At 48.7% G+C, this 26,343-nt stretch carries 21 protein-coding genes; 3 read left to right on the forward strand and 18 right to left on the reverse strand.

Going from position 1 to position 26,343, the window contains the following annotated elements; genetic code table 11:
• Positions 1–113 precede the first annotated feature (113 nt).
• The 13 genes from ACR0QT_RS02855 to ACR0QT_RS02915 form a co-directional block, all read right to left on the reverse strand.
• A complete protein-coding gene (locus ACR0QT_RS02855; protein ID WP_432629393.1) occupies positions 114–2,261 on the reverse strand; it encodes a glycoside hydrolase family 36 protein in 2,148 nt (715 codons plus the stop codon).
• 111 nt (positions 2,262–2,372) lie between these two features.
• On the reverse strand, positions 2,373–3,272 hold the full coding sequence (locus ACR0QT_RS02860; RefSeq protein ID WP_432629394.1) for a carbohydrate-binding protein: 900 nt from the start codon (positions 3,270–3,272) through the stop codon (positions 2,373–2,375).
• 187 nt (positions 3,273–3,459) lie between these two features.
• A complete protein-coding gene (locus tag ACR0QT_RS02865; RefSeq protein ID WP_432629395.1) occupies positions 3,460–4,329 on the reverse strand; it encodes a PTS system mannose/fructose/sorbose family transporter subunit IID in 870 nt (289 codons plus the stop codon).
• The gene (locus ACR0QT_RS02870) at positions 4,322–5,188 is read right to left on the reverse strand and encodes a PTS mannose/fructose/sorbose/N-acetylgalactosamine transporter subunit IIC (protein WP_432629396.1); all 867 of its coding nucleotides are present in this window, start codon (positions 5,186–5,188) and stop codon (positions 4,322–4,324) included. The genes ACR0QT_RS02865 and ACR0QT_RS02870 overlap by 8 nt, the downstream gene beginning before the upstream one ends.
• Position 5,189: 1 nt before the next feature.
• Entirely contained in the window at positions 5,190–5,678 is a 489-nt protein-coding gene (locus ACR0QT_RS02875) for a PTS system mannose/fructose/N-acetylgalactosamine-transporter subunit IIB (protein WP_432629397.1), read from the reverse strand.
• A 166-nt stretch (positions 5,679–5,844) separates the two neighbouring features.
• Positions 5,845–6,981: a glycoside hydrolase family 88 protein gene (locus ACR0QT_RS02880; protein WP_432629398.1), complete on the reverse strand. Its 1,137-nt coding sequence runs from the start codon at positions 6,979–6,981 to the stop codon at positions 5,845–5,847.
• A gap of 48 nt (positions 6,982–7,029) precedes the next feature.
• Positions 7,030–7,446 carry a PTS sugar transporter subunit IIA gene (locus tag ACR0QT_RS02885; RefSeq protein WP_432629399.1) on the reverse strand — a complete coding sequence of 139 codons (417 nt, stop codon included), beginning with the start codon at positions 7,444–7,446 and terminating at the stop codon, positions 7,030–7,032.
• A 16-nt stretch (positions 7,447–7,462) separates the two neighbouring features.
• Entirely contained in the window at positions 7,463–8,293 is an 831-nt protein-coding gene (locus ACR0QT_RS02890; RefSeq protein ID WP_432629400.1) for a Cof-type HAD-IIB family hydrolase, read from the reverse strand.
• Between the two features lie 413 nt (positions 8,294–8,706).
• Entirely contained in the window at positions 8,707–10,548 is a 1,842-nt protein-coding gene (locus tag ACR0QT_RS02895) for a DUF2264 domain-containing protein (RefSeq protein ID WP_432629401.1), read from the reverse strand.
• Positions 10,548–12,380: a cache domain-containing sensor histidine kinase gene (locus ACR0QT_RS02900; RefSeq protein WP_432629402.1), complete on the reverse strand. Its 1,833-nt coding sequence runs from the start codon at positions 12,378–12,380 to the stop codon at positions 10,548–10,550. Before ACR0QT_RS02900 ends, ACR0QT_RS02895 begins: the two co-directional genes overlap by 1 nt.
• On the reverse strand, positions 12,367–13,626 hold the full coding sequence (locus ACR0QT_RS02905) for an extracellular solute-binding protein (protein ID WP_432629403.1): 1,260 nt from the start codon (positions 13,624–13,626) through the stop codon (positions 12,367–12,369). The genes ACR0QT_RS02900 and ACR0QT_RS02905 overlap by 14 nt, the downstream gene beginning before the upstream one ends.
• A 46-nt stretch (positions 13,627–13,672) precedes the next feature.
• Entirely contained in the window at positions 13,673–15,256 is a 1,584-nt protein-coding gene (locus tag ACR0QT_RS02910) for a response regulator transcription factor (protein ID WP_432629404.1), read from the reverse strand.
• 35 nt (positions 15,257–15,291) lie between these two features.
• A complete protein-coding gene (locus tag ACR0QT_RS02915; protein ID WP_432629405.1) occupies positions 15,292–17,043 on the reverse strand; it encodes a glycoside hydrolase family 43 protein in 1,752 nt (583 codons plus the stop codon).
• A 468-nt stretch (positions 17,044–17,511) separates the two neighbouring features.
• Between ACR0QT_RS02915 and ACR0QT_RS02920 the strand changes: the two genes are divergently transcribed.
• Positions 17,512–18,534 carry an alcohol dehydrogenase catalytic domain-containing protein gene (locus ACR0QT_RS02920; RefSeq protein ID WP_432629427.1) on the forward strand — a complete coding sequence of 341 codons (1,023 nt, stop codon included), beginning with the start codon at positions 17,512–17,514 and terminating at the stop codon, positions 18,532–18,534.
• Positions 18,535–18,565: 31 nt separating this feature from the next.
• Here the strand turns inward: ACR0QT_RS02920 and ACR0QT_RS02925 are convergent, their stop codons facing one another.
• From ACR0QT_RS02925 to ACR0QT_RS02945, 5 genes are all read right to left on the reverse strand, one after another.
• Entirely contained in the window at positions 18,566–19,900 is a 1,335-nt protein-coding gene (locus tag ACR0QT_RS02925; protein ID WP_432629406.1) for an MFS transporter, read from the reverse strand.
• Positions 19,897–21,147: a DUF2156 domain-containing protein gene (locus ACR0QT_RS02930; protein WP_432629407.1), complete on the reverse strand. Its 1,251-nt coding sequence runs from the start codon at positions 21,145–21,147 to the stop codon at positions 19,897–19,899. Before ACR0QT_RS02930 ends, ACR0QT_RS02925 begins: the two co-directional genes overlap by 4 nt.
• 139 nt (positions 21,148–21,286) lie before the next feature.
• A complete protein-coding gene (locus ACR0QT_RS02935; RefSeq protein ID WP_432629408.1) occupies positions 21,287–21,418 on the reverse strand; it encodes a hypothetical protein in 132 nt (43 codons plus the stop codon).
• A gap of 205 nt (positions 21,419–21,623) precedes the next feature.
• On the reverse strand, positions 21,624–22,187 hold the full coding sequence (locus ACR0QT_RS02940; RefSeq protein ID WP_432629409.1) for a hypothetical protein: 564 nt from the start codon (positions 22,185–22,187) through the stop codon (positions 21,624–21,626).
• A 71-nt stretch (positions 22,188–22,258) separates the two neighbouring features.
• Positions 22,259–24,346, reverse strand: a complete 2,088-nt coding sequence (locus ACR0QT_RS02945; RefSeq protein ID WP_432629410.1) for a diguanylate cyclase — start codon at positions 24,344–24,346, stop codon at positions 22,259–22,261.
• A 496-nt stretch (positions 24,347–24,842) separates the two neighbouring features.
• Here ACR0QT_RS02945 and ACR0QT_RS02950 point away from each other — a divergent pair, with 496 nt between their 5' ends.
• Both ACR0QT_RS02950 and ACR0QT_RS02955 read left to right on the forward strand, forming a co-directional pair.
• The gene (locus tag ACR0QT_RS02950; protein ID WP_432629411.1) at positions 24,843–25,175 is read left to right on the forward strand and encodes a VOC family protein; all 333 of its coding nucleotides are present in this window, start codon (positions 24,843–24,845) and stop codon (positions 25,173–25,175) included.
• Between the two features lie 262 nt (positions 25,176–25,437).
• Entirely contained in the window at positions 25,438–26,319 is an 882-nt protein-coding gene (locus ACR0QT_RS02955; protein WP_432629412.1) for a LysR family transcriptional regulator, read from the forward strand.
• Positions 26,320–26,343: the final 24 nt, after the last annotated feature.

A 26,343-nucleotide genomic window follows, 5' to 3' on the forward strand; every position in this document is an offset into this window, starting at 1 on the left:
TCGCTTTGACTAACAAAAAGCAATTTCGCTGTTATCTAGTTATTGTATGCGCTATTAAATTTCTTGTCAAGAAAATTTTCTCGTATCTTTGGAGCTGGTTGCCTTATCTATACCTATTTTTTCTCCGGTTCTCTCTCCGCCAAAATTCCGATTCCGTCAAAGTCCGCAAGACCAGAGATCTCAATCTGTCCCGGATTCTGGCGATCCTGCCGAATCTCCAGCCCCTCTCTTGCGCAGACTCTGACAATCTTTTTAAAGTAGAAGCCCGCTCCCGCAGACAACTCAATCGTTTCGGGGCTCTCCGCAAACGTGTGAACGACAATCAGAACCTCATTTTTCAGCTCTCTCACAATGACCTGACTTCCTGTCGGCTCCTTGTAGCTGAGTCCCGTCTTTCTCATGATCCGGCTTGTTCCATCTGCAATCACCGGCACTGCCTGACGGTAAAATGCAATCGCATCGTCCACAATCCCCCACTGATGTTCTGACAGATGCTCCACATCGCCGGAGAGACACATTCTTCCGAGAAACGTTGCCGTGAGCTTGTCGTAGAGAAGCGCGTCTGAAAACTCCGGATGGAGAACTGCCCAGATCTGACTCTGGCGAATCGGAATCATTCGGTGCATATTTCCTGCGACGAGCGGAATATTTCTACACTCGTGTGCATCCGAGTATGAGGACATATCGGAAATTCTCAGAAACGGCTCTGTGAGTCGATGTCCACCCGCAGAACAATTCTCAATCAGAAGTCCCGGAATTTCCTCCTTCAGATGGCAGAAATACTTCTGTGTCTCGCTCACACTGTCATAGAGTCCGGCTCCAAGCGATTCCTCGCCGTCCGGTCCGATTCCGAGATTCGCATTGTAGTCGATCTTCACATAGTCAAACCCATTGTCTTTGAGGAAATCTTTCATGTTTTGATCCAGATATTCCCTTGCTTCCGGCTTTCTCAAATCGAGGAAACGCCGATGACCCGCCGTGATCGGATAACCATCTCTCTTTGCGAGGAGTTCCTCCTTATAAAAGACTTCTGATCCTCGACCGCAGTTCTCCGGTTCAAACCAGATTCCCGCCTTCATTCCTTTTTCATGAATCCAGTCTGTCAATGCCTTCATTCCATGCGGAAAGAGCGTCTCATCGACTGCCCAGTCCCCGTGCGTGACATTCCATCCGCCCTCGCCCGTCTGCGCCATCGCATTCGTGCTCTTATACCATCCGGCATCAATCACATAGTAGCGCACATTGCGCTCTGCAAGCAGGCTGACAATCCGCTTTGTCTGCTCCTCGGTCGGCTTACCCCAAGTCGTACAAAATTCATTAAACAACACAGGAAGTTCCCGCTCCGACTCTGCAACATCGAGATGATGATCGATTGAGGCAGTGATTCTCTGACAGAGCTGATCGACATCCCCGCGAACCACACTCAGCCTTGCAACCGGTGTCACAAAGCTCTCCCCATCTGCGACCTTTTTGATCCATTGTCCCATCTCCCGGTCAGCGATTCCACCGGAAATCGACAGCGCATCATCCTTGCGGTAGGCCTCCAACTGCCACGAGGACGCGACTGCAAGCTGAGCACCCCAGCAGACTCCATGTCTCGTATCCTCAATCCCGACAAACGGAAAATACTCGCGGTTTGGCATACTTCCAACCTGCCCGAAGCGGATTCCGTTTGCGCCGGACGGCTTCCACGACGGCTCAAGCTGTTCCTCCTCAACCGGCACACTCACGAGTCGTCCCTCGTTCGCCCAGGTACTGCGGATTCGATGCAGAACCATCGTCTCAGGCGCAACGCCCTCACAAAACGGAGTGAGTCCCCCGAGTGTAAAACTTGAGACCATCTCGAGCGCAATCTCCCGACCCGTGTGATTCTTCACGCAGGCATTCACCTCAAACGCGAGATCTCCCTCATAAAAACAAATGCGATGCTCACACTCAAGTCCTCTCGAATCTGCAAGTCTTGTGAGAATCCTTGTCTCCTCTCCATCCCGCTCCACACTCTGATCCACAAAGTGCAGTTTCATTCCGGTCTGACTGCCCCGCATCGTTCTTCCCTGTGAGTAGTTAAACGGATAGTCATCCCCGATGATCTTCATCTGAACAAGCGGTTCCACATCATACTCTTTCTCATAGAGAACCTGATTCTCCATCTCTGCCGGAATCAGAAGCATTCCGGTGCAATCATTTCCCTTTCGGTCGATTCCCCGGTGAAAAATCAGCTCCATGTCTGCAATCCGGTGTCTCGAAAGAATCTCTCGCATTTCTTTTCCTCCCTCTGTCTCATCTCTCAGATCTGATATTTTTTAGTCGACGCAAGCATCCATCCACTATGAATTCAAGTCGACGCAAACATCCACCCTGAGTGATATGTTCTATTTATCTCCGTTCTTTACCTGTGGCATTCCATAGATCTCAATCTGCGTCAATGCCGGAAACGGCGACTCATCGTCCGTCTTCTTCAAATTTTTCAGCCGAATCCAGGTGATGTTTTCTTTGTTGATTGAAAATGCCTGCGGTTCCTTCTGCTTTTTCAGGTGGAGGACTTCCACACTTCCGTCGGAACACTCCAACTCTGCACTCTCCCAGTAACTGTCATGCGGAAAATCTGCGCGAAGCCAGATCACCACCTGATCAAAATTCACCGGCATCCCAAATTCCAGACGAAACTCGGCATCTGCCCGCTTGTTGATTCCCCATGACTCATACGGCCATGAACCGTGGGAGGTGTTCGCACAGACGCCGTCAATCGCATTGCGCGCCATGAACACAGACTCGCCTCTCGTCTCCACATTTGCCGACGCATGCGGGTAGCACGCGTGATCTCCGTGCTGATCGGCGGTATTTTTCGCAAGATTTCGATATCGGTTCCACTCCGTCTCTCTCGCTCTCCGACAGCTCAGATAATGGCGTTCTCCTGAAAATGCCTTCGGATTGTAGGACTTCTTTCTCTCCTCAAACGGGATCTCAAACACGAGCTCCTTCTCCGTCAGATAGACGAGGGCTTCCTCGATTCCCTCATCGACGCGAAGGACATAAAAGCAGTTCGCCTCCGGGACGCGGAAAATGATTCTGTCCCCATCCTCGTACACGCCCTCAAACGCGAGCACTGCCTGTTCTCCCGCAGTCTCTGCGCGACCATTTCCAATCGAATCCACAATCTCGATCTGAATCTGATTTTGATTTTGAATCTGGTTTTGAATCTGGTTTTGAGTTTGATTTTGATCCTGAATCTGGCTTATATTTGCATCCATATTTTTATTTTCACTCATCATGTTTCTGCTCTCCATTTTTCTTTTTCATAGCACACAATTTCCTACTAATTTTTACTGATTTCCGATAAAACAAAAAACGGAAGATGCCTCCCGGCAATCTCTGAACCGGAACATCCTCCGTTTTTATTTTCATACGCTGTTTTCTTGTCAAACCCACAGCAGGCTTTGTTTCACAGATCGGATCTCCTTAACCGCAGATCTTTAACAGAGTCAGCACAACTGCTGCCACGAACATGAAGATCATTGCATTTACCGGCTTGTTCTTCTTTCTCAGGTAACCGAAGGTTCCAAGTGTCAGCAGAAGCGGAAGCAGTCCCGGAAGAATCTGGTCAAGCACGTTCTGAAGGTTAAATGCCGTTCCACCAAAGTCTGCGACGAACGTTGTCTTGAAGCTTACATACTGAGCGGTCATTGCACCGGTCATGATCAGACCGAGAACGGAAAATCCCTTTGTGAATGCCTTGATTGCGCCGGACTGAAGAGCCTTTGCAATGTAGGTATTTCCAAGTTTCAAACCATACTCAGCTCCGAAGTAACGAATCATGATATTCGGAATGTTGTAGACAAGTGCAAAGAGGATCGGGCCTAAAATCGAACCTGCCTGGCAGAATCCCAGTGCAATACCGGTTGCGATGATACGCAGAGCGCCGGAATAAATCGAATCACCGATACCTGCAAACGGTCCCATCAGGGCTACCTTGATTGCCTCGATCGAGGAATCATCAAACGGCTTTCCTGCATCCAGTGCAGCTTTTCTCTCCTTCTCCATCGAGATTACCATCGTGAAGATGAACGGAGCCATACCCGGTGTCGTGTTGAAGAAATCCTGATGACGGCTCATTGCCTTATAGAACTCATCGGTTCCCTTTCCGTAAATCTCCTCAAGATATGGGATCAGCGTCCATCCAAACGTCGTTCCCTGCTGTTTCGTGTAGGAGGTACAGAACATCAGAAACATCGAGCGCCAGAACACGGAGCGAACCAGTTTGCGCTCCTGTGGAGTCAATTTTCTCTTGAGAGAGTTGGTCTCTGTATTCATAACTGCTGTATTAGTCATTGAAAAAATCCTCGCTTTCATCCAGAGTGGTGTTGTCAGATACCGGTTTGTTGTTCTTTTCCTTAATCTTCTGAAGCTCATTGAAGATGATCAGAGCAGCAATCACAGCGCCGATAAAGGAAATCTGTACCAGGGACAGAATCTTGACTGAGGAGGCTGCCACGCTTGCGACGCCATCTGTCACAGTCACGCCGGTCACATTGCGGTAGAAGAAAAATGCGCCGAGTGCAAATCCAAGGAAGTAATACGGGCAGTTTTCTGTGCTCCAGAGAGATTTCATCAACAGTGCCATTCCAAGTGCCGGAAGCATTGTGGATGCAACCGTCATCGACTTCTGAATCCACGGCGGAAGAATCTCGATAAAGGCTTTTACTGCATCTGTTCCGACATAGATACAGATAAATCCGAGAAGGAAATAGCAAAGCTCAAATCCACAGAACTGCATGATCCAGAGACGCTTAAATCCTGCAATGTTCTTATCGCGGATCGTCTTCTCAAAACGCGGAACCAGGGAAGTTACCACAACCTTCATACAGGAGTAAAGCAGGGTTCCGAGTGCTGCAAGCGGAAGTGCCAGTGTGATCGCAGTCGCCACATCTTTTCCGAGCAGAATCGCAAATGCCGCACCAAAGATCGAACCGATCGTAAAGTCTGACGGCATCACGCCACCAAGGCTTACATTTCCAAGAAAGACAAGCTCAAGCTCCGCTGCCAGCATGATTCCCTCTGCCGGATGACCGAGCGCAATGCCGAGCATTGACACACAGAAAATCGGTCTCTGAAACATCGTGTTTCCATACCAGTCAAAGAACTTTGACAGCATCAGTACAAGTCCAACAATGATTGCTTCTTTTAACATCCTACTTTCCTCCCATCATCTTCAGAAAATCCTGTCTCGCATCACTCGGCAGTGGCTGATGAATAATCTCCACACCAAGGGAGGCAATCTTCTGAATCACTTCCTCATCGTGCTCGGTAAGGTAAACCGACTCTGCCACCTTCTTCTCCGAGAGGCTTCCTCCGATTCGTCCATAGTTTGCCACGTTCAGTACCGGGCGCTCCTTGATCTTCTCTGCTACCCGCAGAAGATCTTCCGGATTGTTTGAGATCACAAGAATTCTCATCTGATCGGCTCTCGGATCATTCAGGATTCCCACTGCCTTGTCAATCGGAAGGATCGCTGCCTTCACGCCCGCCGGAGCTGCCATCTTCAATGCGCTCACCTGAATCTCATTGGAAGCAATCTGATCGCTTGCAACCACAATTCTCTGCACATTCAGCTCCTTTGACCACATCACAGCCACCTGTCCATGAATCAGTCGGTCATCCACCCTCATCATCGTTATCATACCTAAATGCCCTCCTTTATCTTATCTATCTGTGATCTATCTTGTTTTTCCCCTATCCTTGAAATCTGTTCGTTTCCTGTTTTTTCCTGTCTATCTTCTATTTTTTCAGCCTTATTCTTTCTTACCTGACTCTCTTATTTCACACTCTCTTGTTTCCGTTGAGTCTTTACCACAGCAGGATATCCTTATCCATCAGGCGAAGCAGAGCCTCCTCAAGGAAGTAATCCCCGTAAATAATCGGCACATGGCGATCATGCTCCGTCGCGTAAGATCCCGATCCCATCGCAAGAATCGAATCTCGATCCGGATTCCAGTCGGTGTAGGACTCATCCACTGCCCGAAGCAGTTTCAGCGCACTCTCCACATAGAATTCTTTTTCAAGCTCCGGAACGTGCTGTGCAATCTCAAGCAGACCACATGCCGTGCACATGCCCGCTGTCGTGTCGATCAGCACCGGCTCCTTCGGTGCCCGAAAATCTACAAGCGGGATACCACCCGTGCGATCCGTCTGCGCGATAAAGTAGTTTGCAACTTTCTTTGCAGTGTCGAGATACTCCTGTTTTCCAGTGTGTCTGTATGCGAGCGCATATCCGTAAATCGCCCACGACTGTCCGCGTGACCACGAGGAACCTGACGCATATCCCTGACCTGCCGGTGTCTCAAGGAGTTCTCCGGTTTCCGGGTCAAGCACGATGATGTGGTTGCACGAACCGTCCGCGCGCACCGTGTACTTCATCAACGTATCTGCATGATCCTCTGCGACAAATCCAAATCTCGGATCTCCGAGAACTTCTTTTGCCCAGAACAGAAGCTGAATGTTCATCATGCTGTCGACGATCACCCAACCGGAGCGATCCCGGTTCCACGAACGCAAGAACTTTCCTCTCGGGTTGTAGCGTCCTGCAAGAAGATGAGCTGCGTGAAGTCCTCTCGCCTTCGACCGCTCATTTCCGGTGATGCGGTAGTCTGCAACTGCGGAGTGAAGCCACATAAATCCCACATCGTGATGAAGTCCCGTGTAAATATCAAATGCCTTATCGAGTTTCTCCTCAACAGCCTCCGCCGTCTTTCGGTACTCCTCCTCTCCGGTCGCATGATACATCTGCCAGAGCATTCCCGGCCAGAATCCATTTGTCCACCAGACAATGTCGCTCTCGGCCTTATCTTCCCGGTAGACACCATCCTCTGCAATGTACGGAATCTTACTTCCGACTCTCAGACATTCCGCATAGAGCTTTTTTTCCAGCTTTTTGTAGGTTTCCTCCACCCATCTGCGGTCATCCTCATTTAACTGATATCGCATGATCCTTTCCTCTCCTGTCTGATCTTTTGGTAAAGAAATTTTTCTCTCTTAAAAGAAATCCTCGTCTGTCGTCTCGGACTTTTCGAGTACAACCCGGTGATTCATCGCTTTTGCCTCGTCGATCTTTGCATCGATCTCCTCATCGGTCAAACTTCCCGGTGTCAGAAGCAGTCCGATCACCAGTCCCATATTCATCCCGGCAATCAGCTTCATATTCGGATAACCGGTCAGCGTCGTCATTCCATTGCAGACGCTTCCGCCGAGAAGATCTGCCACAACGAGATACTGCGTATCCGGATGTGCCTTTAACTCCGCCTCGATCTTGTCCACCATCGGCTGATAATGCTCTCCCGGCATCATGCTCATGTAGGACAGATCTTCATTTTCTCCCACAATCATCTGCATCGAGTGAAACATTCCCTCCGACAGCTTTCCATGCGAAACCAGAATGATTTTCTTATTCATCTTTGTTTTCCCCCTTCTATCTTCCCTTTTCTTCCACCCAGGTGTGAATTCCATATGCGACTCCGCACTCCTGATTCGTCAGCGTCACAAAATCCGCCTTCATTTTCAAATCCGGCTGTGCATTTCCCATCGCAATTCCAAGTCCTGCCTCTGCAAGCATCTCCCGGTCATTCTCGTTGTCCCCGAAGCAGACGCAACACTCTTTGGCAATTCCGAAATGAGAGAGAAGCTGTTCAATTCCACTCCACTTTGACCGCCCTTTCGGGAAGACATCCAGATAATTAATGTCTGACTTTGCAGTCTGAATTCCGGTTGGAAGTGCCGTGAAAATCGTCTCTCGAAGTCGCTCAAGCGCCGTGAGATCATCTTCCCTCATGCTGATTTTCATGCATCGCGCCTGACCGCTCGCAAGCAGATTTCTCATCTCATCCGCACTCACAGGCTGAAAGCTCTCAGAAAGTTTCGGATTTCCTGCCAGACGTTTCCGAAATTCCGCTTCCGGCTCATTGATCACAAATGTCTGCTCTCCATCATTCAGGTATGTATACACGCCATACGTCTCTGCGATTCCGATCACCGCCTCAACGCTCGCCCTCTCCATAAGGCTCTGAGCGATCTCTTTTCCGTGTGCTCTCACGAGTCCTCCGTTGAGTGCCACCACACTGCCGGTGATTCCCATCTGAGTCAGATAAGATTCCGCAGAAATCGGTGATCTGCCGGAGGCGATACAAATCTCCACACCGTCCTGCCACAGGTTTCTCAGAGCTTCCTGATTTTTCTCTGGAAGGCATTTCTGATCATCGAGAAGTGTACCGTCGAGATCCACACATACCATCTGATAACGCAATGTTTTTTCCTCCCATTCCTACACATTTCTCTGCAACATCTCGTGTTTTTTTATTACTTTTCTTCGTTGCTTTTTCCTTACACGCACAGGGTATCATGTTCTGTTTCCGCAAACAAGAAACAAGATCGGATGTCTTAAAAGACCACCCATTCTTCTAAAATTTTCTCCCGGATTTCACTTTCATTTCCTCCATCGTCTCATACGTCTCATAAACATGCTCCCACAAAACCTGTAAAATTTTTTCTTATAAAACAACAAGAGACCATCTCCTGCTCAGGAGACAGCCTCTTATCGTTTATCCTATTTTATTCAAGCCACAACGCAAGCATCAACTTGGCGTGTGATTCAGCGCGACTTAAGTCAGCTCTGCCGACATCTTCCCTGCATGCCGGACCAGATATCTTGCTACTTATCTACATCCGCAAAACTTTTATTGTCTTTGCCCCATACCGCAAAAGCCAGCCATCCGCCTCACGCTCAAGGCTCACACTTCTAAGAAACTCCTCTGGCAGATTTTCCCGCCTCGCATACGGAATTCCTCTCACCATGCAGGCAAGGACAACCGTCTGACACTCCGCGTTCATTTTGAGAGCAGGCACTCCGTTTGGCTCACAGGAATACAGATTCGTATTCGGTCCCTGCGGGATCGCCTCTGCCTCGCGGTTTCCGAGAAGATCGCGAATCTCGGAATACCCGGACTCATTCTGCAAAATAACTCCATTTAAAACAGGTTGTGCGATCTCAAATTTCGGATTCCAGCCAAACACCGGAAAACCGCCCTCATACATCTCTACCTTCTGCTCACACTTCACTTCATGAATTCTCACATGTGTGTTCGTGTCAAGTGGGATGAGATAGGTACAAACCTGTGCAAACGGAAGGTTCCACCGGCTGACGCCGTACTCCTCAAAGACATGAAATTCTTCGATCTTCTCCCGGCTCAGATACTGCCCTGTCCCCTCCGGTGCGATGGCAAGCGCATTGTCGATCGCGAACTGGCGGATGTGGCGAAACTCCCTCGTCAAGTTAAATCCAAAATATGTCGAATAGGCAAATTTTCCATATTTTTCCTGAGCGTGATACATAAGCGGATTTCCTGAACATGCCCCGCACGAGAGCATCACATGATGATCGGCGTTTTCCTCTGCAAGTCCGAGGATTCCTGCACAGCCCTGATTTAAGCGCAGAGCTTCCTGCTTTTCCTGCGGATAGCTCTCCTCCTCGCACATCCAGAATTCATCCCTCTCCGAAAGCTCCAAAACGGCAAATGTCTTGAACGACCAGAACGGCGAACCGGGCGCATTGTAATCTTCGGAAAGAAGCAGATTTGAGTATCCATACCCGACATTCATCGGATGAGCAGACTGTCCGTTCTGATCAATCGGCTGGTTCTGCCAGTAAGCCAGATTTCTGCAAATCAGTCCCTTGATCTTACCCAAAGTAAGTCCGTCATAAACAACAGCCTTCCCGTTTTCTGCCATCACCATCCCACTCCAGAAGCACACATGCGCAAAGCGGTACGTCAGACTTCTTCCAAACGGAATGCTTTTTCCTGTCTTGTCAAACCAGTACAAAAAATCCCCGGAAAAGATCTCTGCCCGCTTGCGAAACCTCTTCGCATACTCGTCCGTTTCCATTCTCGCATACAAGAGCCCATAGTAATGAAATCCAAATGCGATGTAATAGTCCATCTGTCTGGTCGCCCCATCCGAATACCAGCCATCCCCGAGATACCACGACTCAATATGCTCAAGATCTCTCGTTCGGATCTCCTCGTCATAGTCCAGACCGTTCACTTTGAGTGCCGTATTCAAAAGGACGCGGAAGAACAGCCAGTTGTTCTCCGGAAGCTCGGTCTGATTGACCGTCCTCATCCACTCAATCAGATAGGCAAAGTCCTGCTCATCAAACAACTCCCGAAAACGCTCTCGAAATATGCCAAGCCCGTAGGAGAGCACTCCGGTCTCCACAACAATCTGCCTGCGTGCACGGGTAATCCGCGGAAGTTTTCTCTCCCTCACAAGTCTCAAAAAACGCTCAAGCGCATCCCGGACTTTCTGATTTTGCATGGCAGTTTGCTTTTCCTCCTCAGAAAGTCTGTCGGAACATACCAGAGGAAAAATCCCCCAAAGCGGGCGCAAAACCGCTTCCAGATAGCGGATTTCTGCATCATATGAAGCTCCGCTCTTCTTGAGAAAACTCATATTTTCCGGGAGCATCCCGATCATCCACTCTGCCACTTCCTGTCTCGTCATCACTGTTTCCTCCTCTCTTCCTCTCTCACCATCGCCTGAAACTCTCCCTGTTTTTCCCGGATCACCGGCAGATGCATCGTGACCACAGTTCCGATGCCCTCACTGCTCATGATTTCCAAGCCATACTCCTCTCCGAAATTCTTCTTGATCCGATCGTAGGCATTTTTGAGTCCGACATGGTGCCAGCCGTCCTCCTGCTTCTCCCCGATCTCATCGGATTCCAGTGCATTCTGAAGCTTTTCAAGTGTCTCCTCACTCATCCCGACTCCATCGTCCATGACGGTGATCTCGAGCAAATCTTCATCCACAAATGCCTCAATCCGGACACTTCCCTCTCCCTTTTTCGGGCGCAGACCGTGTTTGACCGCATTCTCCACGATCGGCTGAAGGCTCAGCTTGATGATACTGCACTCCGCGATCTGATCCTCCACATCGATTTCAAGACAGATTCGGTTCTCATACCGCACTTTCATGATCCGGAAGTACTCTCGGATGTTGTCAAGTTCCCGGCTGAGTGGCACAAGATCGCTGTTGTATCCGATCAGGTACTTGAGCTGGCGCGAGAGACTCTCAACCATGCCCGCAGTCTGCTCATCGTCATGTTCAAGTGCCATCATCCGGATCACATCGAGGGTGTTGTAGAGATAATGCGGTTTGATCTGGGATTTTAATGCGTCGAGCTCCGCCTCTCTCTGGCGGATCTCTGCGACATAGACGCGGTGGATATAGGCTTCAAGCTCCTCTGCCATCTGATTGAGTCCCTTTGCGAGCACTCCGATCTCATCCTCCCGCTCGACATCGACCCGCGCGCTGAAATTACCTTTCTGAATCTCATTCATCCCCGCCTCGAGTTTCTTCACAGGTTCCCGGAATCGGCGCAGTAACGATTCATAGAGAAACATCAAAATGCAAAAACTGCCGATCACAAAAATCACAACCACCTGTCGCGTCTGATCGAGATTTCTCATCAGCGCCGAGCGCGGAATCCGCATCAGAATCTTCCATCCACATTTCGGGATTTCCTGATAAACCAGGTACTCCTTCGCAGTCCGCACACTTCCCTGCACTCCCCGAAGAAGTCCTTCGATCTCCTCCCAGTTTGAGATGCCCTGCTCCCGCTCAAGAGGATTCGTGCTGTAAATGCAATCCCCAAACGCGCTGACCAGACAGATCGTGCTCTCCCGTTTTAAATCCTGCTCCTGAATCACGGAAGAAATCTTTTCCAAATCCAGATCCACATACACCGTTCCGAGTGTCTGATCGAGCAGGCGGATTTCCGAGACATCTCGATACCGCCTCGAAAACGTGATCACCTGATTTTTTGACTGGGGGAAATAATCATCCACATGGGTCGAGAGAAGAAATGCGCCCTGCGCTCCCTGATTCGCCTGCTCCATCGTCTCCTGAAACTGTTCTGCCTGAAGCACTTTCTGTGTGTTCGCCGTCGCATAGTAGAGTTCTCCCTGCGCGTCCGTAAACACGACACTGCGGATTTTGCTGTCCCTTTCCTGAATCGCCTTCAAAAATTCGCTGACTCTGAGTTTTCTCGTCATCGGCGAGAGAGAATCTTTTTTTAAGATCTGCCAGAGCCACTCCCCATCCTCGGTCGAGATGTCATAGATCATTTTCGTCAGATCATCACACTCTGCCTCCAACTCCGCGACATTGTGAGCCGTGTAGGAAACCATATGGGACATATCTTCCAACATCACCTGTTCCATATTTCTCATAAACTGCGCATAGAGCACAAGCCCCGCAACAAAAAGAGGGAGCAGTCCAAGCGCAAGAAATGCCATTGTAATCTGGAAAAAAATACTTTTATGGCGTTTCATTCTTCTTCCCCTCCCAGTTTTGTCTGATCTCCGTCGCAATCACGCTCAGAGAACGGTTTCCAAAAAGCACTTCCTGAAGTTTCTGATTATAGAAATTGCGAAATCCGTCCGGACTGTCAGGATCTCCGATGATCTGGGTACAGGAAACCATATCGGGTTTCTTTGCCATCTTGATCAGGGTTTGCACCTTCGTCTCCTCCCCGGTCTCTTCCCCCATTTCCCTGCGGACAACAACCGACTCCGCATTCATCTGAGAAAGCACATGCTCATAAATTCCCTCTGAGTAGAAAAACTGTAAAAATCTCACAGCCGCCTCTCGCTTTGTCTCATTTTCTGCACATTTCGCACTGATTCCCCACTCTGCTGAGCGATCCTCCTCGATCCGCGTGACCCCCTGTTTTGCCGGAACATAAAAAAATCCGATCTCCATCTGCGGATTCAGATTCTTGATCTGATCGATCATCCACGGACCACTGTACAGCATCGCGGAAGCCCCGGTGGAAAGTTCCTGAACGGTCTGACTGTCCGTGATATTCTGAAATCTGGCATCCACATAGTGTTTTTTTCGGAATGAACGAAAATCCGTCAGCATCTCCTCAAGCGCATCGCTGTCCCATTCTGCCTTGTTTTCCTCATTTAAAATGTAATTCTGATACAGATAATTTCCCCAGAATCCCATATGCCAGTTGTTCGCCCCGCCAATCGCGAGCGGATTGACTCCGGCATCGCGGATCGTCTCACAGATCTCTAAAAAATCCTCATACGACTCCGGCTCAGAAAGTCCGAGTTTTTCAAAGAGATCCCGGTTGTACAAAATCCCAAGCGTCGTCGTGTATCGTGGAATCGCATAGCACGCGCCTTTTCCGCGGTATTCCTCCCGCACCAGACTCGTCACAGACTCCGGAAGCTCACTCAAATACCCATTCTGTGCAAAGATCGCGGACTCGCGCAGTTCGAGCACATCGGAAAACTCATCCTCCGCAATCAATACCTTGAGCCGGTCTGTAAAACTCTGTCCGTCCACATCGCCCGGCGATTTTAACACCACAGAGATATCGGGATTTTCTTCCATAAAGCGCTCTGCGACCCATTCCATACTTCCGGTCCACGACAGATCGCCCTCCGCAAACACAACCCGCAGTTCTGTCTTTTCCGGCTCTCTCACCTCCGTCTTTGCCCCGCATCCACTGCACCCAAGACAGACGGCAACGGCTGTGACGACGACCGCCAGCCATCTGTTGCGCACACGAAAAACACATCCCTCTGTTCGGGATGTTCTCGGTTTGCACTCTCTACTCGCTTCTCTGTTCTTTTCGATACTCATTTGGACTCTTCCCATACTTTCCTCTGAAATTCTCATTGAACTGGCGCACATTGCGGTAACCGACCGCCTCCGCGATCTCATACGCCTTGTAATCCGTGTGCATCAGTAGTCTCACCGCTTCCTGCATGCGGATCTCCGTCAGATAGGTCTTAAAATTTTCGCCCAGATTTTTCTTGAAATAACTGCTGAAATAATACGGATTCATGCCGATGACCTGAGCCATCGACTCCAGTGTCAGATTCTCGCGAAAATGCTCTTCGATATAGCGTCGGATTCGGACGGTCTCATTGTGCTCCCCGCTTCCGCCAAGCCGGATCTCCTCTTTCATCCTGTCTAAAAATGAGATCAGAACCTCGCAGGTCTGGCGATACGTCGGTGTCAGACGCATCTGCTCCATGCACGCATCTGCCTCCTTGATCCAGTTCTGATCGAGCATATAGTGCTCACAGAGGCACTGGGTCAATTCTGACAACATCATATTACAGCGGTTGAGTGCCGCAAAACGGTTTCCAAAATGCAGGCTCTTGATCACGGAGAGAAGCCGTCCGACCTCCACGTTCATGTCTTTCTCATGACCTAAAAAGTTTTGTTCGAGTCTCTGGAAGCACTCCTGATACTCCTCAAACGAGACCACGAAATCTTTCTGCACATCGTCATACCAGGTCATCGCTTCCTCTGTGAAATAATAAAGTTCCAGCGCAAATCTCGCAGTCTTGTATGCGAGAGGAAGATTTCCGGCATCCTCCACGCCCGCCCCGACTCCAACTTTTACCGTCAGACTCTCGCGGTCCGTCGCCTCGTCAATCAGGGCGCGAAGACGACGCTCAAGCACCCCTCTCTCCTGATCGCGATCTGTCAGCATGATCGCGTAACAGGTGCTCACATCTTTCTTGATGATAAAGCCCCATCCGGAATTTTCCAGTTTTTTCTGGATCTTATTTGAGGTCGCAAATTTCAGAAGTTCCTGCATTCTCGCATTCTTCTCACTCTTTTTAAGTGTGTACAAGCGGAACGCAACCCCGGTCATCCGCTTTCCCTCCACCGAAATATTCAGATTGGAAAACTGCTCATAAAGCTCTTCAATCGCACAGTTTTCCCCTCCGATTTTCTGAAAAAGCTGATGAATCTGGTCATCCTTCTCCGAAGGTTCCAGGATATCAAGCCGATTCTGATCGTCAATCTGGGAGACTGCCTTTAATACTGCTGTCTGCAATTCTTCGCGCTCAACGGGCTTTAACAGATAATCCACTGCCCCGTAGCGAACCGCATCTTTCGCATAGGAAAACTCCTGATATCCGCTCACAAAAATCACTTTTGTATTCAGATTCTCTTCTCCGATTTTCCGAAGCATCTCAAGACCATTTAACCCCGGCATCGCAATGTCGGAAATCGCAAGCTGAGGACGTTTCTCGCGAATCAGCGCAAGCGCCTCCTCCCCGTCCTTCGCCTCCCCGACAATCTCAATCCCAAGTTTTTCCCAGTCGATGAGTTTTTTGAGTCCTCTCACAATCACCGCTTCATCATCTGCCAGAATTGCCTGTAACTTCCCCATTTTTTGTGTTATTCTCCTCTTATCCTCTTATGCTCTTATCTTCTTGTCTTTTCATCCGGTACGTTTCTCTTATTCTCCCTTTTCACACCGGCGGGATCTCGTGTCTCTTCCTGATAATAAAAACTGTCAAAATCTGCATAACTGCTGTGATCAAACAGATCCTGCGCGCAGATTCCGACCATCGATCCGGTAAACACAAGCGCACTCGGTCGAATGTAGTCATCTGAGAGATGATCGGCCGGAAGTACTCCTCCAAGCGCTCTCCACTCCTCGTCTCCCCATGCATAGAAAAACTGGAGATTCTCCCGATCGACCCGAACTTCCAGACGAATTCTCTCCACCTCGTCCGGAATTGAGATCCTCTTCTCTCCCAATTCTACCACAGTTGCCTTCCGATCGCATACCAAAACATCGAGGATTCTGCACCCGCGCACCTCGTCGTAGGAGACATAGGCATACACATAGTTTTCTGTGTTATAAAAACAGGTCAGACCTGCCAGCTGACGACTGCATGTCGGATAAAACTCAAGTACCGTTCCCGCCTTAAACGTTACACTCTGCCAGCGCCTTGCCACGATCGTCTGTGTGTGAAGGGACGCGATCGACTCTCTTCCATAGAGACGCAGATACCCCGGGCGCTCTGTCAGAGACATCCGATCGCCAAGCGGTGCTCTAAGACTGTGAAACGAGACCGGAAGCTCTTTCTCATCAAAATCCGTTTGTTCACTAAAATCCAGACGCTGTAAAACCGTCTCCATTCCGGACGGCGCATTTACAAAAAGCGGAGGCACACAGTAAGGATTCCATCCCGCTTTTGTCGGAGCTTTCGGAAGTGTCACCGTGCGATCCGGGAGCACAATCTCGCCGCCCTCCGGCGATAACAGTTCTGCTTTCTGTGCATCTTTGAGTCTCGGCCAGTCCTCGATCCACTCAATCTGTGCAAGTCCCGTCTCCCGTCCGAGCTCACAGTTTCCTCTCTGGAATGTCAGAGGACGCGCGCAGATAAACGTGATATACCACTCGCCCGAAACCGCTCTCAAGAAACTTGCGTGACCACATTTCTGAAGCGGGGAATCCGGGGCAAATCTCGTCGAGATCAGAGGCGTGTAAGGAGATACCTCATACGGTCCGTCCACATTTCTCGACCGGCAGACCACGCTCGCATGGCTGAATCCCGTTCCGCCCTCGGCACAGAGCAGATAGTACCACCCATCCTTTTTCATGATCTGAGGTCCTTCCGTGAGTCCCCAGCCAGAACCGGAAAAAATGAGTTTTGGTGTCCCGATCAGACGATTTTCAGCCAGATCATACTGCTGAATCGCGACACCGTTGAAATTCGGCATATACGGTCGATAATCCCAAAGCATGCTCATCACATAACTTTTTCCATCGTCATCATGAAAGAGAGCCGGGTCGAACCCCGAGGCATTTACAAAGACCGGATCGCTCCACTCCCCGTCAATCGTCTCACACGACATCAGATAATTGAGCGTGTCCTTAAAGCACTGGTCGGTCTTCACATCCGTGATCATCAGCCAGAAACGCCCATTTGCCCAGGAAAGATGCGGAGCCCAGATTCCTCCCGAATTCCGATCCCCGGTCAGATCAAGCTGAGACACCCTGCAAAGAGGACGCGCGACCAGATCCCAGTTCACCAGATCGCGCGAATGATAGATCATGACTCCCGGCCACCACTCAAACGTAGAAGTTGCAATATAATAGTCCTCTCCAACGACACACACACTTGCATCCGGCTGAAATCCCCTGAGAATCGGATTCTCGATCATCACACAGTCCTCCCTGTTGTTTTTGTTGTTTTTGTTGTTTTTGTTGTTCTTGGTGTTCTTGGTGTTTTTGTTTTTCTATCTTGGTATTTTTACTCTTTTGGTTCTTTTCGTTTTGCTTGTTTTTTCTTTTATCTTGTCTCCTATCTTATCGCAATTTATTTTTCCGATCGTCGTTTTCCCAAAAAATCTTAAAAAACCTCCCATTTTTACAAAAAAGATGCAAAAACAGATTCTTGACTTTTGTTTCTGACGATTATACCATTCTTATATAGACGCCATGCGTGCTATGGATTTATGAAACAAGCCAACAACAAAGCAATCACAAATCTGCTCTGGCGATTTTCCAGTTTTACAAAAAATAATGGAAGAAATGTGAAATATAAAGTGTGAAATATGAAATGAAATAAGAAAAAAGAAACAGAAACAAGGAAAAATTTAAAAACAAAACACAAACGGAGGGTTCAAATGATGAAAGCTGTCCAGATTTCAGGACCGAGACACTTGGAAATCATCGATGTAGAAAAGCCGGTTCTGTCCGAAAAAAACAATATTCTGGTGCGAATGACCGCTGCCGGTATCTGCGGCTCGGATGTCAGCATTTACCAGGGAACGAACGCGATCGTCACCTATCCCCGAATCATCGGACATGAGATGGTCGGCGTTGTCGAGGAGGTCGGCGCAGACGTTATGCGCTTAAAAGTCGGGGACCGCGTAATCGTCAATCAGGTGAGCAGTTGCGGTCACTGCTATCCCTGCACCCACAACCGCGGAAATGTCTGCGACGATCTGAAAGTCCGGGGTGTCCACATTGACGGCGGTTTTCGGGAGTTCATCGCCGTCCCGGAGGCCGACTGCTACATTCTCCCGGACTCCCTCTCCGATCAGGACGCCGTGATGATTGAGCCGACGACGATCGCGATTCAGGCATGCACGCGCGCAAATCTCTGTGCTGAGGATATGCTCCTGATCTGTGGCTCGGGCGCACTCGGTAGCACGATGCTCAAGATCGCCCACACGATCTGCGACCACATCATCGTCGCCGATTTCTCGGACGCAAAGCTCGCGGAAGCCAGAAAACGCGGTGCGAAATACACGATCAACGTCGGAACGGAAGATTTCTATGCAAAGGTTCTCGAATACACGCACGGCAGAGGAACGACGGTCTCGATCGACTGCGCGAGCCGAAAAAACTCTCTGATGATGTTGCTTCAGGCAACCGGAAGCGCCGGTCGCGTGATTCTGCTCGGTCTCACGAAAGCCTCGATGGAGATCAACCCATTCCTGATCACCGCAAAAGAACTTGATGTCAGAGGCTCCCGCCTCCAGAATCACATGTTCGGAAAGGCAATCGAGATGATCGAGGAGGGAACGCTTGACCTCACAAACTCCGTCTCCCACACCTTTCCGCTCACCAAAGCTCAGGAAGCCTTTGACTTTATCGACAGCCATGATCCGTCAATCCGCAAGATTGTGCTGACGTTTGATTTTTAAAAACATACGATATTTTTACCTCAGCAGACTGCTAGGCATGCTCCAATTCTTTTTTCATCTGCACAACCGCCTTTCGGTCGAGCGGATAGAAACAGTATGTGCAGATCGCGCCAACAGCAAGAATTCCTGCCGGGATCAAAAGCCACGCAGTCAGAATTCCCTGTTGGGCGAGAAGGCTCTGCGTGCCCTCGGGCTGGTGCTCGACATACCCGAATGCGAGAATGATCGTCAGAAACATTGCCTGCGACAAATTTGCGACACAGCAGAAAATATTGTCAAAGCCGAAGAGAATTCCCTCCCGGCGCAGACCATTGCGGTACTCATCGTAATCTGCGACATCCCCCATCATAAACGACAGGAAAAACATATTTCCGATGTAGGCAAAACCGTATCCGAAAAATGCGAGAATCCCCGCAAGAACCATGTTCCCAAAGAAGATTCCGACAACATATCCGAGCGCCATGAAGATCGATCCGCCCGCCTGCGCGATCACACAGAGTCCCTTTGTGCCGAGCTTCTCCCTGCATTTCCAGTACAGAACCATCGAGAACAGAGCGGAGATCACAAGTGCGCCGTAGCATGCTGTCTTCCAGTTCGAAACCTCATCAAAATAATAGTACATGCCGAGCATGAAGACGCTGAGTGCCGTCCAGACCGAGACACTGAAAAACTCACAGGTCAGAAACGGACGACTCTTTAAAAATCCCAGAATGTAGGGCAAAAGCGGGGGCTGTTCTTCCTCGTCCGGGATCTGGTATCCGCTCTCCATATAGAATGAGCTGAAAAAGATCGCAAGTCCGGAGACGATTCCGATCACGCACATCACCGCCGAAAATCCCGCCGTGCTCTCCCCCTGCGCCGGCTGAAGCAGAGGAATCAAATAGGTCGGCACAGCGAGGGCGACTGCGTCCGCGAGCAGTTCGAGAAGGTAAATCTTTCCCCGTTCGCCGTCGTCGAGCGTCTCCTCAACCGGAATCGCAAACAGCGTAATTTCAAGAAATGAGGTCGCAAAATCGAGCATCCCGAGCACAAGAAATGCCGAGATCGCCAGACCGAGCTGGGACTGCACAAACGGAAATTTCACAAACGAGAGTGCAAAGAAGATTCCCGCGAGAAGACCACAAACCCGCACATACGGGATTCGTCTTCCGAGGCGATTCTTCGTCCGATCGGAGATCGAACCTGCAATCAGGTCATCGATCGCATTCCAGAATGCAAAGACCGTCCAGACCATCGTCATGTAGGAGATCTTGAGTCCCAGATTCTTCATGTAAAAGTAAGAAACCGCACCGCTCTGACAGACTTCAATGATCATCGTCATAAAGCCGTCTGCGACGGTCAGCGCCCAAACTGATTTCTGCTTCATTCGCCTGCGCTCTCCCCGCTGTTCTCGCTTTTCTCAATCTTTTCACTCTTCTCTGTGAACCGATCCTCTCTCTTTTCTTTCTCCGTCTGATCTGCTCCGCATCCCGTCTGTTTTACGGGAAAATTCTTCTGGGTAATCACATACTTCTTCTCAAAATCGACCGGATAGTACGACATCTTTGACTTTCTGAGTCCCTCGATTCCGACATCGTCCTCGCGGTTGATCAGAAGTGCGTCCGGGTAAGCGTGGCGCGCAAACTGCTGGTTGATCATCTGGTAGAGTCCCGGAATTTCCGGGTCTGCTTTCTCAATGCTGATGATTGCAACTTTTTCCTTTTCATTGTAATCGCCCATCGAGAATGCCTTTAATTCTCCATCGAGATAGATCGCACCTGCGCGGATATGATTGAAAAGATTCTCGTGACTAAGAATATCCTGAATGCCAAGGAATTCCCCGCGAAGCTCCTCCTCCGGGTCGAAAGCCTCCCCGTTCTCGTCGACTCCGCCTTCCTCACCTACTGCAAGTTTTGCCTCCATCCACTTTTTCAGGAATGCGAGGACCTCCTCGTGATCCGCATAAGTCAGCGTGCGGTACTCCCATCTGCCCTCATATGCCTTCAAAAACTTGTTGATGTGGTTGCGCTTTTTCGTGTACTTTCGTCCGGCAAGCGTTCTCAAAGACTCCGCATCATAGAGGTAATCGCGGATATCCTCGACCTCATTCACCTCATAACCGGTCAGTGCATCCGTCTCCTTTAGGCAGGCAACCCCCTCCTGATCCGCGCTCGTCATCACAAGCGGAATTCCAAGTACCTGATTGAAGTAAGTCTCCTCCAGTTTCAGATAGTGGGCGAGATCTTCCTCCTTGCAATACGGGAGAAAGCCGTAGATCTCCATTCTCTCATTTTTCTGTTCAAGATTCTGCGCGTCCTCACCGTGTTTCTCTCCGTTTTCTGACGTTGCATTCTTTGATGTTGCATTCTTTGATGTTGCATCCGGATCTGCTTCGTCCGGTTCATTCCCTTCACTCAAAAACATCAAAAACAGTGCGTCCTCAAACTGACAGTATTTTACCTGATAAAAATTCCGGTAGAGATACTGGTCAAGCGGTGCACTGTCACAGCTTCGATTTGGGCGCAACGTATAAAAAGGCGACAACGATATCACATCCTCCGCTGTGAGCGGGAGATACTTCATCTTTCCTGTCGCCGTGAGGTAATCATAGTCTGTCCGTTCCCTGGTTGTCATAATAATAACTCTAATCCTTTCCTGCTAACTTCTTTTTTTCTTCTTCTCTTTTTTCTTCTTTTTATCGTTTCTTTCGGATCGTTTTTTTCTGATCGTTTCTCTGCTTTTGAGATCCGACATTTTGCTCCGATTACGTATTCTACATTCGCAGATTTCGGTAGACCTCTCCGCCGTCCGAACTTCCATTCAGCTCACAGATTCCTGCGATCGCAGAAGCTCCGATCACCCGGATCAGCCAGTTCGTAAACGTCTTTTTCGTTTTCGCTGTCATCTCGGTCTCAGTCGTATGTGTCTCTGTTGTCTTTTTATTTGATTCCTGCTTTTTCATATCCAAAATCTATTTTTGACTTATTTCCTTTCTGTGGTTTTCCCCAAAATAAAAATTTAACCCCATCTTCTGCCAGAAATGATCGAAATCATCAAAATCATCAAATAAACCTTTTATTATCCTTATTATCTTATCTCTATCCTCTCTGCTATCTCATAACCTGCAAGAGAATCTGAATCGCATAGCAGAGAAACGCCAAAATCACCGTCCAGAGAATAAAACGCAGTCCCCGGACAAATTCGTCACAGCGGTGATGCAATCTGGCGAGATTTCCATTGATCGTCTCCCGATACAGCGCAATCAGGCGAAGTCTCGCCTGCTCCTCCCCCATGCGCTCCAAATGTTCCCGTTGCATAATCTCCGGGTCCATCCGGGCAATCTGTTCCGGCTGAAGCAGTCTCATGAAAAACACGAGCACATATACATAGGCTCCCATCACCGCAATACAGCTCAAAATATACAGCCCCGAAACAAACATCTGAATCCCATTCTCCGGCATTTTGAGCTGAGAAATCCCGCTGAAAAGCCCGATGATGAACACAAAGAGGAATCCGCAGAACGTGATCGCAATGTAGACCTTATTGTCAATCTTGTTGCTTCGGTCAAACTGATTTTCATACTCCGCCATCAGGCTCGTCAGTTCCAGCTGACTGCCAGTCGAACCCGCATCTTGTCGGAAATCATTTTTCTCTGTCAAACCATTCTTGTCCAATCTCGCTTCACTCCTTCTTCTCAGCCATTCCCATGACTGACCCGTGACTGGCAACCGCACCCACACTCCTATCAGTGGTCAGCACCTTCTGTGCTCTTATGAATCGTATCGTGATTTTTACCCTTTTTCTTTGTCTCATAAAGCGCCCGGTCAGCTTCCACATAATACTCATCATAAGTATGGAACCCGTTTGTCAGATATGCACCTGTGCTGACACTCAAAAACGGAAACTCCCGTCGCGCCTCCTCAATATGTGCACGCAGTCGCCGAAGAATCGTGTCCATATTCAGATCCGGCATTTGAAGTCGCTCGACAAACACCGCAAACTCATCCCCGCCCATGCGGTAGATCACATCCTCCGCGCGGAATGTCCGTTTGAGCACACGGGCAAAGCACTTGATCGTTTCATCGCCCTTCTTATGCCCCATCGTGTCGTTGATTTTTTTGAAATCATCAATGTCCATCAAAAACAGCGCATTGTAACCGGACATCCTTTGTTTCTGTGCCTCGAGAAGTTTCTCGACCCTCCGTTTTCCGGCTCCGACATTCAAAAGACCGGTCAGGGAATCTGTCCGCGCCCTCTGGCGCAGTTTCTCCTGCTTCATCATGTCCTGATCGATATTCTGGAGGTAACCGACAACTCTCCGGTTGTTCGTGTACTCATCGAGATAATCAAAGAGCGTCATCCGATACCAGGTCCAGTTCTGCTCCGGCTTCATTTTCGCCTGAATCGTCACTGAGATATGGTGCTCGCCCTCCCGGATGCGTTTCAGACAATCCCGGACAAGCTCCGCATAAGTGCTCCCGATCAGTCCTCTTTTCTCGACATCCTCAAAAAATAATTGCTCCGAAAAGCTCTGCTGTCTCTGCTGATCCTCAATTCCAATTTGATCAAGAATCACCTTGCTGTTCTCCGGATCATACTGAAAGACGAGCGTCGTCGTGGTCTCAAGAATCCGCTTGAGTTCCTCCCGACTCCGATGAAGCTCAAGCGTGAGCACCGATTCCTTCGTGATATCCTGCATCACACACTCGCAGTGTCCACGCTCCGTCTGAAACGTGTGAATCAGAAGTTCTTTCTGGATCTCCCGGCTATACTCCCGAATTACATGAGGGATCCCCTCGTATGCCGTCTCGTAGTAGTATTTCAGCCATTTCGGATCTCCATTCTTGAAATACTCATAAAACTTTCTTCCAATCAGCTCCCCGTAACCCGCTCCCTCGAGCTTGTCGTGCTCGCGGTTGCTGTATGTAAACAGGAAATCTTTCGGTTTTCCATCCTCATCGAGAAGCACCTGAATCGAGCAGAATGCAACCGGCATGTTTTCGAGGTAACTCAGCCGTTTTCGCTCCTCCCGCTCCCTCCTCTGCTTTTCCTGAATGATCCCGCTGACATCGGTTCTCGTCAGAAGAATCGCCTTTTTCTCGGAATCCACATAGCAGAACCGGTATTTCTTGTGGGCGATCACGCCGTCCTCCTCCATCGTCGCATAAAGAATATACTCTTTCTCATGCTCAAGATGCTCAACGACATTTTCCACCCTCATACTCTTGCAGAGCGTCTCGACCTCCTCCTCGATCACACTCTTATGGTTCACCCGCTCCATGGTCGTGTGATAATTGTCCGACGCATGCTTCGGAATGATATGTTTTTCCCTATCCGAATAATAAATCACATAGTTGTTCGTCGCAACGTCAATCCGGCACACATAGTCAAACTCCGGAAGAACCGCCTGTGCAATCGTCGAATTTCGCTGTTCTTCCCGGACATCCCGACTCGCAATCATAAGACTTTTCTCATCGATCTTGCTGATGTAGACTTCATGCCATTCCATCCAGCGATTTAAGAATTCTGTATTCTTTCTGGAATTCCGATCAAGCTCCTTGTGCTCAATCCGGACAAAAAAATGATCTTCCTGATCTTCTCGATTCAAAAATTCTCTCAGATGATTCGGATTCATATACTGTTGCCAGATCTCCACATCCTCCCGGTAGACATACTGCTCCCGATACAGACGATAAAGTTCCTCATAATCCTTCCATTCTCCGCAAACTTCCGGTGTGGTGCGATCATGATGAACATAAATCTGATTGGTATCCGCGTGATACTCCCATATCGCATCGCAAAACCGTTTGAATGCCCGTGCTTCTGTCAACATGTCTCTATCCCTCAATTCAGAGCATGCCTAAACAAGCCATGCTCCCTTCTCCATTTTTACTGAATCTTTTTTATCTTACCACAATTTCTCTGCAAAAAACAGACCATTCTTGTCTCTGTTCGCAAATCCGATCTATCCTCGTTACTGTTTACACGCATGTGCCCAGTAACGGAATTTGCCGTGGCTTCGCATTTAAATACGGCAAATTCCCGCTACCACCACTTTATCTTACGGCACTTTCGGTTCCAAAAGTGCCTACCTCTGAACAGTAACCTATCCTCCACACCATCAGGCATCGTTTTCCAAAGACATAGACGGATTCATATACTTTAATACAGAATTTTCTATTTTACATAGCCTCTTTTTTCCATTATAATAAATTTCATCAGGCAGTTTTGGCAGAACGCAAAAAAAAACCTCCGATATCTTTTCTATTGTATATTGTGTATATTGAAATTGAAAAAGTCGATTCGGAGTTGTGAAAGGAAGAGAAACTATGATCGCTACGATTCATCATGTCGCTTTAAATGTAAAAGATTATGACTGGTATGTTCGATTTTTCGAGGAAGTTTTTGAAATGACCGTGGAGCGTCAAAAAGGCGAAGCTCCGAAGCGTCAGGTATGGTTCAACGAGGGCATTCAGCTCAACGAGGTCGAGGATATGGGCGAGATGGGAAGCATGTACAGCCACATCGGCATCGCTTCCGACGACTGGGACACTGTGATTGAGCGCGCTGTGGCAAGAGGATGCAAGCAGTACACAGACAAGAAGCACTGGTTTGATATGCCAGATGGATTTGCAATCGAACTGAAAAAGCCGAGAGAATAATCACAATAATCACTCACTTTAGATGTTTTAACGAAATTGGCGCAATCACCATATAACAAACACAACCAACGATTTTAAAAGCCGGAATGCATCACGCATCCCGGCTTTTTTTACTCATTGACAAAAACATCGTCCTTTAACGAAAAATCCACCCCTCCTACATGATTTCTAAAACATTCCCTCCAAAATGTGCTATAATAAAAAGATACCTGATAAATTTTCGCACTTTACTTATGAAAAAAATGGAGATACAAAAAACACGATGAAATTATTCCAATTACAATATTTTCAAGAGGTGTGCAACCAGCACAGCATCACAAAGGCAGCTGAATGTCTGCACGTCTCTCAGCCTGCAATCTCAAACGCAATCCGGGATTTGGAAGAGGAATTTCAGATTCGCCTTTTCAAACGGGAAAAGAAAAAACTGATTCTCACGAAAGAAGGGGCTTATTTTCTGCTCGAAATCAAAGATTTTCTTGAGGAGGAGAAGAAAATCGAGACAAATATGCGACTTCTCAGAAAGAAAGTCACAAGCATCCGTCTCGGACTTCCCCCGATGATCAGCGCACTCCTGATTCCGACACTCGCAGATTTTCACAAAAAATACCCCGATATCCGGATCGAATGTTTTTACGGAAGTTCTGCCTCCCTCAGAAAATCGCTTCAGGAAGATCAGGTGGACGTTATTGTCGTGAGCGGTTCCGATCTGGACTTCGAGAATCAGAATTCCTGCCGTTTTTCCAATCAGGAGATTGTCTACTGTGTCAGCGAGGAACATCCTCTGGCAAATGAGAAGAGCATCTCGATCGTCCAGACAGCTCAGGATTCCATCGTGGAAATCAAGGGAAGCTCTCATTTCCGCCATATTATCATGAAACGATACGAGGATTCTAAATGTGAACCTCAGATCACCTGGTCCACGGAACAGCTCTACAACAAGCTCCTCCTGATCAAACAGGGCGTGGCCTGCGGATTTTTATACCGTGATATTGCAGAAAAAGAGAGCGGTATTGTACCGCTCTCTCTCGACCCACCGATGTATTACGACATTGAAATGATCTGGATGAAAAATGGCTATCTGTATGATAACATCCAGACATTTCTCTCCTACATTAAAGATAACATCTGCAAAAGTGAAAATTAGCTGATTTTGTTAACCGCAAAACTA

This window comes from Brotaphodocola sp. (assembly GCF_050873365.1).
GTDB lineage: Bacteria > Bacillota > Clostridia > Lachnospirales > Lachnospiraceae > Brotaphodocola.

What these genes read in the sequence shown, in the direction of transcription:
- ACR0QT_RS02900 (WP_432629402.1), bottom strand. Translation starts at nt 12,380, where the DNA reads ATGAAACGCCATAAAAGTATTTTTTTCCAGATTACAATGGCATTTCTT.
- ACR0QT_RS02895 (WP_432629401.1), bottom strand. Translation starts at nt 10,548, where the DNA reads ATGACGAGACAGGAAGTGGCAGAGTGGATGATCGGGATGCTCCCGGAA.
- ACR0QT_RS02915 (WP_432629405.1), bottom strand. Translation starts at nt 17,043, where the DNA reads ATGATCGAGAATCCGATTCTCAGGGGATTTCAGCCGGATGCAAGTGTG.
- ACR0QT_RS02930 (WP_432629407.1), bottom strand. Translation starts at nt 21,147, where the DNA reads ATGACAACCAGGGAACGGACAGACTATGATTACCTCACGGCGACAGGA.
- ACR0QT_RS02855 (WP_432629393.1), bottom strand. Translation starts at nt 2,261, where the DNA reads ATGCGAGAGATTCTTTCGAGACACCGGATTGCAGACATGGAGCTGATT.
- ACR0QT_RS02925 (WP_432629406.1), bottom strand. Translation starts at nt 19,900, where the DNA reads ATGAAGCAGAAATCAGTTTGGGCGCTGACCGTCGCAGACGGCTTTATG.
- ACR0QT_RS02955 (WP_432629412.1), top strand. Translation starts at nt 25,438, where the DNA reads ATGAAATTATTCCAATTACAATATTTTCAAGAGGTGTGCAACCAGCAC.
- ACR0QT_RS02935 (WP_432629408.1), bottom strand. Translation starts at nt 21,418, where the DNA reads ATGACAGCGAAAACGAAAAAGACGTTTACGAACTGGCTGATCCGGGTG.
- ACR0QT_RS02880 (WP_432629398.1), bottom strand. Translation starts at nt 6,981, where the DNA reads ATGCGATATCAGTTAAATGAGGATGACCGCAGATGGGTGGAGGAAACC.
- ACR0QT_RS02860 (WP_432629394.1), bottom strand. Translation starts at nt 3,272, where the DNA reads ATGATGAGTGAAAATAAAAATATGGATGCAAATATAAGCCAGATTCAG.
- ACR0QT_RS02910 (WP_432629404.1), bottom strand. Translation starts at nt 15,256, where the DNA reads ATGGGGAAGTTACAGGCAATTCTGGCAGATGATGAAGCGGTGATTGTG.
- ACR0QT_RS02885 (WP_432629399.1), bottom strand. Translation starts at nt 7,446, where the DNA reads ATGAATAAGAAAATCATTCTGGTTTCGCATGGAAAGCTGTCGGAGGGA.
- ACR0QT_RS02870 (WP_432629396.1), bottom strand. Translation starts at nt 5,188, where the DNA reads ATGTTAAAAGAAGCAATCATTGTTGGACTTGTACTGATGCTGTCAAAG.
- ACR0QT_RS02875 (WP_432629397.1), bottom strand. Translation starts at nt 5,678, where the DNA reads ATGATAACGATGATGAGGGTGGATGACCGACTGATTCATGGACAGGTG.
- ACR0QT_RS02945 (WP_432629410.1), bottom strand. Translation starts at nt 24,346, where the DNA reads ATGTTGACAGAAGCACGGGCATTCAAACGGTTTTGCGATGCGATATGG.
- ACR0QT_RS02920 (WP_432629427.1), top strand. Translation starts at nt 17,512, where the DNA reads ATGAAAGCTGTCCAGATTTCAGGACCGAGACACTTGGAAATCATCGAT.
- ACR0QT_RS02950 (WP_432629411.1), top strand. Translation starts at nt 24,843, where the DNA reads ATGATCGCTACGATTCATCATGTCGCTTTAAATGTAAAAGATTATGAC.
- ACR0QT_RS02865 (WP_432629395.1), bottom strand. Translation starts at nt 4,329, where the DNA reads ATGACTAATACAGCAGTTATGAATACAGAGACCAACTCTCTCAAGAGA.